7 protein-coding genes and 2 pseudogenes are annotated in these 10001 nt (G+C 73.6%); 5 read left to right on the plus strand and 4 right to left on the minus strand.

The features are described 5' to 3' along the window. A pseudogene (locus J0670_RS18760) lies at window positions 1–217 on the plus strand (hypothetical protein); the annotation flags it as partial. A gap of 30 nt (window positions 218–247) precedes the next feature. On the opposite strand, the gene J0670_RS18765 reads toward J0670_RS18760, so the two are convergent. From J0670_RS18765 to J0670_RS18775, 3 genes are all read right to left on the minus strand, one after another. Continuing rightward, complete coding sequence (locus J0670_RS18765) at window positions 248–1336, minus strand: glycosyltransferase (RefSeq protein WP_207812773.1); 1089 nt, start codon at window positions 1334–1336, stop codon at window positions 248–250. A 61-nt stretch (window positions 1337–1397) separates the two neighbouring features. Then, window positions 1398–2339, minus strand: a complete 942-nt coding sequence (locus J0670_RS18770) for an NAD(P)-dependent oxidoreductase (protein ID WP_207812774.1) — start codon at window positions 2337–2339, stop codon at window positions 1398–1400. 22 nt (window positions 2340–2361) lie between these two features. Further along, window positions 2362–3486: a DegT/DnrJ/EryC1/StrS aminotransferase family protein gene (locus J0670_RS18775; protein WP_207812775.1), complete on the minus strand. Its 1125-nt coding sequence runs from the start codon at window positions 3484–3486 to the stop codon at window positions 2362–2364. Window positions 3487–3948: 462 nt separating this feature from the next. Here J0670_RS18775 and J0670_RS18780 point away from each other — a divergent pair, with 462 nt between their 5' ends. From J0670_RS18780 to J0670_RS18795, 4 genes are all read left to right on the plus strand, one after another. Beyond that, entirely contained in the window at window positions 3949–6153 is a 2205-nt protein-coding gene (locus J0670_RS18780; RefSeq protein WP_207812776.1) for an MMPL family transporter, read from the plus strand. A 224-nt stretch (window positions 6154–6377) separates the two neighbouring features. Further along, window positions 6378–7727 (plus strand): sensor histidine kinase, encoded by a 1350-nt coding sequence (locus J0670_RS18785; RefSeq protein ID WP_207812777.1) that lies wholly within the window; start codon window positions 6378–6380, stop codon window positions 7725–7727. Then, the gene (locus tag J0670_RS18790) at window positions 7724–8398 is read left to right on the plus strand and encodes a response regulator transcription factor (protein WP_207812778.1); all 675 of its coding nucleotides are present in this window, start codon (window positions 7724–7726) and stop codon (window positions 8396–8398) included. The genes J0670_RS18785 and J0670_RS18790 overlap by 4 nt, the downstream gene beginning before the upstream one ends. Window positions 8399–8552: 154 nt before the next feature. Continuing rightward, window positions 8553–9200 (plus strand): hypothetical protein, encoded by a 648-nt coding sequence (locus tag J0670_RS18795; RefSeq protein WP_307806579.1) that lies wholly within the window; start codon window positions 8553–8555, stop codon window positions 9198–9200. Window positions 9201–9334: 134 nt separating this feature from the next. On the opposite strand, the pseudogene J0670_RS18800 reads toward J0670_RS18795, so the two are convergent. Further along, window positions 9335–10001, minus strand: a pseudogene (locus J0670_RS18800) (hypothetical protein); the annotation flags it as partial.

A 10001-nucleotide genomic window follows, 5' to 3' on the forward strand; every position in this document is an offset into this window, starting at 1 on the left:
AGGGGAGGAAGCGATGCCCGATTGGAGCGGTGGACTGGCGCACGCGATCGCGGCCGGCACGATCGCCGCCGCCGCGCTGACCGGAGCGGCGGCGCCCGACAACGGCGCGGGCCCGTCGGACAGTGCGACGGTGAGCGTCCAGAACGGCCCGGACCACGCCACCGACGCCGCACCGCAGGACCAGGGCCCGACGGACGCCCGGCCCGGCCGGCCGTAGATCCCGGCAGGCCGTAGATCCCGACCGGCCCTACCCCAGCCCCATCCGCTCCAGCGCCGACCCGAAGCCTCTCTGCCAGGCCTCCGGGGTGGCCCCGAGCGAGGGCGGCGGCGACGGCCGGCGGAGGGCGGCGAGGGCGTTGCGGACCACCTCGCCCGGGTGGGCGGTGGCGACGTCGGCGTGGCCGAGCTCCAGCTCGTGCTGGAGGTTGTCCCGCCCGTGGCCCTGGACGACGTCGAGCAGCAGCAGCCGCCGCCCGAGCGCCCGGGCCTCGCTACAGGTGTCGCCGGAGCTGGTCACCACCAGGTCGGCGGCGGCCATCAGGGCCGGGATCCGGTCGGTGTAGCCGAAGGGGTGCAGCCGCGGCTCCCGGCGCGCGGCGTTCCGCAGCCTGCGCTCCAGCTCCCGGTTGTTCCCCGCCACCGCCAGCACGTGCGGCCCGGCGGCCGCGAGCGAGACGGCGGTGCGGGCGATCGGCCCGAGCCCCCAGGAGCCGGACATCAGCAGCACGCACCCGGAGTCCGTCGGCACGCCCAGTTCGGCCCGTGCCGCCGCCCGCTCCGGCGGCCGGTAGAACGGCCGGCGGAGCGGGGCGGGCAGCACCGTGATGTCGGCGTCCGGCCGGTAGCGGCGCACGGCGCAGGCGGCGACCTCCGAGGTGACGAGGAACAGGTCGGTCCCCTCCTGCACCCAGAGCCGGTGCGGCGTCACGTCCGTGCAGAACACGAAGTGCCGGAAGCCCCGGTCCGGCAGCCGGTTGACCGCCGAGGTGGCAGTGGCGAACACCGAGACCACCAGCTGCGGCCGCTGCACCGCGACCAGCTCCCGCAGCGCCGGGACCAGCCGGGCGCGGGCCGCCGCGTCGGCGAGCAGGGCGATCCGGGCCCCCGGGCGCAGCGCCGAGAAGTGGAAGGCGTCGTACGCCCCGGGCAGGTCGAGCAGTCGGCGGAATACGGCCTCCCCGGCGGCGCCCGAGCGCCGGCCGAGGAGGGCCATCGCGTCCACGGTTCGGGTGGTCCAGCCGCGCTCCCGCAGGGTGTCCGCACAGGCCCGGGCCATCACGTCGTGGCCCTGGCCGAGCGAACCGGAGACCAGCAGGGCGTGCGGCGCGGGTCTCATGACGTGCCGGACCTCATGCCGGACCTCATGCCGGATCCCATGCCGGATCCCATGCCGGACCTCATGAGCCGGACGAACCGACGGTGGCCCGGTACCAGTCGGCGTACCGCCGCACGCCGTCCGCGAAGTTGGTCCGCGGCGACCATCCGAGCAGCCGCTTGGCCTGCGCGGAGGAGATCCGCCGGCCGGCGTAGTCGGCCTTGCGGCCCGGGATGTGCTCGATGGTGACCGGCCCGAACAGCCCGTCGACGGTGTCGGCGATGTCGCGCACGGACACGGCCGTCGAGCCCTCCAGGGCGAAGGTCTGGTCCTCGGCGGCGGGGGAGAGGGCCCGGACGTGGGCGTCGGCGAGGTCCTCGACGTAGACGAAGTTGCGGCTCTGCCGGCCGTCCCCGGCGATGGTGATCGGCCGTCCGGCGAGCGCGGCCTGGACGAACCGGGCGACGACCAGTTCGTCGCGCATCCTCGGGCCGTACGGGATGCCGAAGCGCAGGATGGTGAAGTGGCTGCCGTACAGCTCGCGGTAGCTGTGCACCAGCATCTCGGAGGCCAGTTTGGTGGCCACGTACAGGTGCCCGCTGTGCTCCAGCTCGATCGGCACGTGCTCGTCCAACTCCTGTTCCTCGCCGTCGAGTTGGCCTTCGGCGAGGGCGGCGCCGTAGACCCACACGGTGCTCGCCAGGACGGTGCGGCTCAGACCGCTGCGCCGGGCGGCCTCCAGCACGGCCTCGGTGCCGTCGATGTTGGTCCGCACGGCCCCGACGGGGTCGGCACTGACCTGCTCGACGTCGGCCATCGCGGCCAGGTGGTAGACCACCTCGCTGCCGGACAGCGCGGAGGTCAGGGCCGGCAGGTCCAGGACGTCGATCCGGGCGTGCTCGGCGTCGGGGTTGAGGTACTTGTCGGTGGTGTCCACCGCGAGGACCTCGTGGCCGGCCGCGATCAGGTGGTCCACGACGTGTGAGCCGATGAACCCGCAGCCCCCGGTGACGGCTATCCGCACGGTCTTGCTCCCTTCGCTCCGGCTACCCGGCCAGCCGCCGGTGCACCGCCGAGACGGCTTCGATCACCTGCTCGGTCTCGTCCTCGGTCATGTCGGAGTGCACCGGCAGGCAGATCTGCCGGGCGCAGACGTCCTCGGCCACCGGAAGCGGTCCGTCGCGGTACGGGGCGAAGACGGGCTGCAGGTGCAGCGGCAGGTCGTACACCTCGCCGGACAGCCGCACGCCGTACTCGTCGGCGACGGCCCGCTTGAACGCGGCGCGCTCCACGCCGGGCGGCAGCAGCGCCACGTACTTGTAGTAGTTGCCGCGGCAGCCGGCCGGCTCGAGCACCGGCTCCAGCCCGTCGAGGCCGGCCAGCGCCGCGTCGTAGCGGCGGGCGACGGCCCGGCGGGTCTCGATGAACTCCTTGAGCCGGCGCAGGTGCACCGTGCCGACGGCGGCGTGCAGCTCGCTCATCCGCCAGGAGTAGCCGAGCTTGACGTGGTGGTTGGTGCTGAAGGAGCCCTTGCCCTGGTCGCGGTAGATCCTGGCCTCGTCGCGCAGCTTCGGCGACTCGGTGAGGATCATGCCGCCCTCGCCGCTGGTGGTGACCTTGGTCGGGTAGAAGGAGAAGGCCCCGGCCAGGCCGAAGGTTCCGGCGGCGCGCCCGGCGTAGTCGCTGCCGTGGGCGTGCGCGGCGTCCTCGACCAGCGCGATGCCGTGCCGGTCGCAGAGTGCGCGCAGGGCGTCCACCCGCGGGGTGACCAGTCCGCCGATGTGGACGAGGACGACGGCCGCGGTCTCCGGGGTGATGGCCGCCGCCAGGGTCTCGGGGGAGAGCGCCAGGGTGGCCGGGTCGACGTCGGCGAACACGGGGCGGCCGCCCGCGTGGACCACCGCGCCGGCCGTCGCGTAGAAGGTGACGGCGGGGACGACCACGTCGCGGCCCCGGACGTCGACGGTGCGCAGGATCACCTCCAGCGCGGCCGTGCCGCTGCTCACCGCGACGGCGTGCGAGGCGCCGTGCTCGGCGGCGAAGGCCTGCTCGAAGCGCTCGGTCCAGGGCCCGAGGGTGAGGGCACCGGTGGTGAGCATCTCGGTCACCGCGTCGGCGACGGCCGCGCGGTCGTTCTCGTCGAACACGATGCGGGCGGCGGGAACGCCCATGGGGCACCTCCGGCGGCGGGCTGGGAACCAGCACCGATCGGGTCGGATCGTTACGAACCGTGACCGTACGGAAACGGTCGGGTCAGGCACATCACGCTACTTCGCCGGTGCGGGCGCGGCCCGTCGTCGCAGCCCGCCCGGGTGACCGCCCCCGGCTCCCGTCGACGGGCTCCCGCTCCAGCCGGGGAGGAATCGGGCGGTAACGGGATACTCCAGGCGCCGTACGTTCGCTCGACTGTTCGGGTGGTCCGCGTACTGCGTCCGCAGTACGAAAACGGCCTGCACAGGGACGACGACGGAGCGGGGGTCGGTGATCAAGGATTGGTCACGCTGCGGGCGGACCGCCTCCATTCGGACGTACGCCCCGCCCGCACGCCCGTGAACGGCTCGTGAGCCCGGTGAGCCCCGTGAACCGCTCGTGAGCACAGAACCGCTTCCGAATCCGAAGGAGTCCGCTCTCCCGTGGCCACGTTCCTCTACCGTCTGGGTCGATGGGCCTTCGCCCGGCGCCGACTGGTGACCCTGCTGTGGGTCGCCGTGCTGGCGGCCGTCGGAGTCCTGGCGGCCAAGGCGCCCGCCGCACCCGACGACGGCTTCGCGATGCCCGGCACGGAAGCGCAGAAGGCCTTCGACCTGATGAACGAGCGCTTCCCCGGCGGCCACGCCGACGGAGCCTCGGCCCGCATCGTGTTCGTCGCGCCCTCAGGCCAGAAGATCACCGCCCAGCCCAACCAGCAGGCGGTCGAGCGGACGGTCGCCGAGCTCGCCCACGCCGAGCAGGTCACCGGCGCGGTGGACCCGTTCAAGATGCAGGGCGCCGTCTCCCAGGACGGCACCACCGCGTACGCGACCGTCAACTACTCCGCCAAGGCCGGCGATCTGTCCAAGGGCGCCACCGAGGCGCTCGAACAGGCCGCCCAGCACGGCCGCGACGCCGGGCTCAAGGTCGAGATCGGCGGCAACGCGCTGATGGCCAAGGGCGAGGCCGGCGGCAGCAGCGAGGCGATCGGCATGGCGCTGTCCGCCGTCGTCCTGGTGATCACCTTCGGTTCGCTGCTGGCCGCCGGGCTGCCGCTGCTCACCGCGCTGATCGGCGTCGGCCTCGGGATGTCGCTGATCACCGCGCTCGGCAGCACGCTCGGCCTGTCCACGACGACCGGCACGCTCGCGATGATGCTCGGCCTCGCCGTCGGCATCGACTACGCGCTGTTCATCGTCTCCCGCTACCGGGCCGAGCTCACCGAGGGCCGCACCCCGCAGGAGGCGGCCGGCCGGGCCGTCGGCACCGCCGGCTCCGCCGTGGTCTTCGCCGGCCTCACCGTGGTGATCGCCCTCGCCGGGCTCTCCGTGGTCGGCATCCCGATCCTCGCCAAGATGGGCATGGCCGCCGCCGGAACGGTCGTCATCGCCGTACTGGTCGCGCTCACCCTGGTGCCCGCGCTGCTCGGCTTCCTCGGCCGCAAGGCGCTGCCCCGCAAGGCCCGCAAGGCCGGGGGCCACGCCCAGCCGGCCGGGGAGAAGGAGAACGGCGGCTCCCGCTGGGCCCGTGCCGTGGTGCGCCGCCCGCTCGGCGTGCTGCTCCTCGGTGTGGTCGGCCTCGGCGTGATCGCCGCCCCCGCGCTGGACCTGCGGATGGGCCTGCCCGGCGACGAGTCCAAGCCGACCTCCACCACCCAGCGCCGCGCCTACGACCTGCTGTCCGAGGGCTTCGGCCCCGGCTTCAACGGCCCGCTGACCGTCCTCGTGGACGCCAAGGGCACCGCGGACCCGAAGGCCACTGCGGCCCAGGTGCAGAAGACCGTCTCCGCCCTGCCCGGCGTGGTCGCCGTGACGCCGCCCATGTTCAACAAGGAGGGCGACACCGCCCTGCTGAACGCCGTCCCGGCCACCGGTCCGGCCGAGGCCGCGACCAAGGACCTCGTCCACGCCATCCGCGGCCACGCGGCCGACCTGAAGTCCTCCACCGGCGCGACCGTCCTGGTCAGCGGTACGACGGCGATGAACATCGACGTCTCGCAGAAGATGACCGACGCGTTGGTGCCCTACCTCGCCGTGGTCGTCGGCCTGGCCGTCCTGCTGCTGATGGTGGTCTTCCGCTCCATCCTCGTCCCGCTCAAGGCCGCGCTCGGCTTCCTGCTCTCGGTGGTCGCCGCACTCGGCGCGGTCGTCGCGGTCTTCCAGTGGGGCTGGCTCGCCGACCTCATCGGCGTGGAGCAGACCGGCCCGGTGATGAGCATGATGCCGATCTTCATGATCGGTGTGGTCTTCGGCCTCGCCATGGACTACGAGGTGTTCCTGGTCACCCGGATCCGCGAGGCGTTCGTCCACGGCGAGCAGCCGAACGACGCCATCGTCACCGGCTTCCGGCACAACGCCCGGGTGGTCACCGCCGCCGCCTTCATCATGATCGCCGTCTTCGCCGGATTCATCGGGATGAGCGAGCCGATGATCAAGATGATGGGCCTGGGCCTCGCCGCGGCCGTCGCCTTCGACGCCTTCGTGGTCCGCATGACCATCGTCCCGGCCGTCCTCGCCCTGCTCGGCCGCCGCGCCTGGTCGCTGCCGGGCTGGCTCGACCGCCTGATACCCGACGTCGACGTCGAGGGCAGCAAGCTGCACACCGCGGCCCCCGAAGCGGCCCCGGAGCGGGAGTCGGTCACCGTCTAGGCCCGGCACCCGCCCGGACCGGGCCCAGCACCGCCCGGGCCCGGTCCGACCCCGGTCGGCTCGGACACCGGTTCGAGCCCCAACCGTTACCGTTGCAGTCGGGGGCCGTCCGTACGGAGGCCCCCGACCCGGCGCGCGCCGCACCCCACCAGGGGCGCGGCGCCGCACCATCTGGCAGACCCGGCGCGGGTGCGGCCAGGGCACCCCGACCCGAGAGCAGGAGCATGAGCGACACCTGGCAGCGCCTGCGCCGTGACCACCCCCGGCTGCTCGACGGCGCGGGCGGCGCGGCCATGATCGTGATCACCGGCCTCGGCGCCACCATCGACCAGACCGGCGGACACTTCACCGGCATCAACCCGGTGACCAACGCCATCGCGCAGGCCGCGTCCTGCAGCGTCTTCTTCCACCGCCGCTACCCGCGCGCCGTGGTCGCCTTCACCCTGCTCTGCACCGTGCTGCTCGTCGTGGTCAGCCCCCGGCTCACCCCGACGCTGGCCACCCCCCTGCTGCTCTCGCTCTACTTCCTCGCCGTCCACACCGACCGCACCACCGCCCTGCGCGCCTCCCTCGGCACCGCCGTCCTGCTCACCGGGATCTCGCTGCTGGTCGGCCCGGGCGGCGGTCCGATCGGCGAGCGGATCGGCGTCCTCGCCTGGGCCCTGCTGCCCGGCGCCCTCGGCGACTCCATCCGCAACCGCCGCGCCCACCTCGCGGCCATCGAGGAACGCGCCGAACGCGCCGAGCGCACCCGCGAGGAGGAGGCCCGCCGACGGGTCGCCGACGAGCGGATCCGGATCGCGCGCGACCTGCACGACGTCGTCGCCCACCACATCGCCCTCGCCAACGCCCAGGCCGGCATCGCCGTCCACCTCATGGACAGCCACCCGGTCCAGGCCCGCGAGGTGCTCAGCCACATCACCGACGCCACCGGCTCCGCCCTCCAGGAACTGCGCGCCACCGTCGGCCTGCTGCGCCGCGCCGAGGAGCCGGCCCCGCTCGAACCCGCCCCCGGCCTGGACCGCCTCCCAGAGCTGATCAACACCTTCGAGCGGGCCGGGCTACCGGTGCGGCTCACCGTCGAGGGCGAGGCCCGCCCGCTGTCGCCCGGCGTGGACCTCACAGCCTTCCGGATCGTCCAGGAGTCGCTGACCAACGTGGCCAAGCACGCCCACGGCGCCGACGCCGAGATCACCCTGACCTACAGCGGCAGCCGGGTCGCGGTCAGCGTGGCCAACGGCCGCCCGGTCGCGACCGGCCGCCCCCGCGCCGTACCCCGGCCCCAGACCGCCCCGGACGAGAGCGGCTTCGGCCTGATCGGCATGCGCGAGCGGGCCGGCGCGGTCGGCGGCCGGCTGACCGCCGACCGGCGGCCCGACGGCGGCTTCCTGGTCACCGCCGAACTGCCCCTGCGCACCGGCGCCCGCGACGAGGGCCCCCAGGACGCGGGCGTCGCCGCCGCGGCGGTCCGCGCCGCTCGCACCGCCCGCACCGACTCCCCGGCACCGGCCGAAGAACAGAACCGCGCCACCGGACCGGACAGCGCCCTTCGAGAGGACAGGAAGCACGTATGACCATCCGGGTACTGCTCGCCGACGACCAGGCCCTGCTGCGTGGCGCCTTCCGCGTGCTGATCGACGCGGAGGAGGACATGGAGGTGGTCGGCGAGGCCGCCGACGGCCGGGAGGCGGTGGAGCTCGCCCGCGCCACCAGGCCCGACATCGTCCTGATGGACATCCGGATGCCCGGCGTCGACGGCCTCGGCGCGACCGCCGAGATCTGCGCCGACGAGGAGCTCTCCGGCACCCGGGTGCTCATCCTCACCACCTTCGAGATCGACGAGTACGTGGCCCAGGCGCTGCGCGCGGGCGCCGGGGGCTTCCTCGGCAAGGGCGCCGACCCGAAGGAACTGCTCGCCGCCGTCCGCACCGTCGCGGCCGGGGACGCGCTGCTCTCGCCCGCCGCCACCCGGGCGGTGATCGACCAGTTCCTCTCCCGGCCCGACCCGGTCTCCGCGGCGACCGCCGAGCGGCTGTCCGTCCTCACCGCCCGCGAGCGGGAGGTGATGTCGATGGCCGCCACCGGGCTCACCAACGAGGAGATAGCCGAGCGGATGTTCGTCAGCCCGTTCACCGTCCGCACCCACGTGCACCGGGCGATGTCCAAGCTCGACGCCCGCGACCGCGCCCAACTCGTCGCGATCGCCTACCAGTCCGGACTGGTCCCGCCCGGCCGCCCGTCATGATCGGCGGCCGCCCGTGGTCCGCGCCGGGGCCCGCCTGAGCGAACGTCAGAACCCCGCCCGGGAACCGGAACAAGATCCCGGGTCGCCGAAAACCGCCTCCGAACGGGTGTATCAGCGAGTAGTCTGCCGATGACTCAGAATGAGGAGGACGTTCGTGGAAACCAAGGACACGGCCGGCGAGGTGCGGGTTCTCCAGCCGTTGCCCGAGCGCACGGAGGACGGGTCACAGGAGTTCGAGCTGCGGCTCGCCCGGCTGCTCCGCCTGCTCGGGGTCGAGGTCGAGCCGGGTGCGGACTACCCGAGCGCGGCCCGGTGGGAGGTCCACAAGGCGCTCGACGGGCGGTCCGAGTTGCCCGAGGAGTACTTCGAGGCGCTGCTGGAGGCGGCGGTCCACGATCCCAACCCGAGCTTCAACCGCCGCTTCGTCGAGCCCGCCCTGATCGCCTTCGGCCAGCGCAGGGTCCGCCTCGCCCTGCTCGGCCACCTGCGGACCGGCACCGACCCGGAGCGCGCCGGCGCCGCCCGCGCCTGGTACTGGACGGCCCTGTCGGTCGACGGCGGGCCGAACGCGGCCGCCGACGAGGGCGCGATCGTCCGGAACGCCTGGAACGAGGCCGCGCTGCGGGAGTTCGTCGGCAACGAGGACCTCGACGTCCGCCGCTGCATCCTCCCCGGCCTCCCGCTGGTCCCGCGCGCCTACCCGCCGGAGCTGCACGGCCTGGTGGAGACGGCGGTCGCGATCGCCCGCTCGCACCCCGACGAGTACATCCGCCACCGCGCCGAGGTCCAGGTCAGCCTCTGACCTCCGGCCCCCGCTCCGGGTGCGCCCCCGCTCCGGGTGCGCCCCCGCTCCGGGTGCGCCCCCGTGAGGCACGCACCCGGAGCGGGTGTCCGTGGCGCGGGAGACGGGCTCCTCCCGAGGCACGCGGATCCCGGTCACTTCCAGCGCCAGCACGTGGTGTAGGCGAGCTTCGGGTACTCGTTGGGCCGCCAGGTGGTCCAGCCGTAGCCCTGGCAGAACGCCTCGTCGTCGTACGTCCCGGAGCGCCCGGTGACCACGACGTTCGAGCCGGCGCAGCTGCCGACGTTGGTGAAGACCGCCTTCTCGTCGCTGCCGGACTTGAGCAGGCACTCGTTGAGCGTGGCGTAGCCGGCGTCGTCGGGGTAGTTCATCGACAGGCACAGCAGCCTGTCCGAGTCACGGTTCGGGCCGGTCTGGATCTTCCACTGGTTGTAGTTCCGCAGGCCGTCGCACTTCGCCCCGTCGCCGGCACCGCGGTAGGTGGCCAGGACCTTGAAGTTCCCGGTGGCGCAGTTGGTGGTGTGCCAGACGCCGGGGCCGTTGGGGCCGTAGACGCAGTCACCCGCCTGCGCGTGGTAGGCGTTGCCGGCGGGGCTCTGGTAGCTCAGGCAGAGGACGCGCTGGTAGCGCCGGTAGGACACGCTCTCGTCGCTGGCGGTGACGTTCTTGCAGCTGTCCAGGTCCGTGGTCCCGTTGAAGATCCGCACGACCTCGTACGCGCCGGGGCCGCAGTCGACCGACCTGAGGTCGGCGACCGTGGCCGTCCCGTTGTCCTCGAAGCAGTCCCCGACGGTCGCGGTC

This window comes from Streptomyces sp. FH025 (assembly GCF_017427025.1).
Classification (GTDB): Bacteria; Actinomycetota; Actinomycetes; order Streptomycetales; family Streptomycetaceae; genus Kitasatospora.

Excerpts from the sequence above, each read along its gene's own strand:
- J0670_RS18765 (WP_207812773.1), bottom strand. The coding sequence starts at position 1,336 with ATGAGACCCGCGCCGCACGCCCTGCTGGTCTCCGGTTCGCTCGGCCAG.
- J0670_RS18775 (WP_207812775.1), bottom strand. The coding sequence starts at position 3,486 with ATGGGCGTTCCCGCCGCCCGCATCGTGTTCGACGAGAACGACCGCGCG.
- J0670_RS18785 (WP_207812777.1), top strand. The coding sequence starts at position 6,378 with ATGAGCGACACCTGGCAGCGCCTGCGCCGTGACCACCCCCGGCTGCTC.
- J0670_RS18790 (WP_207812778.1), top strand. The coding sequence starts at position 7,724 with ATGACCATCCGGGTACTGCTCGCCGACGACCAGGCCCTGCTGCGTGGC.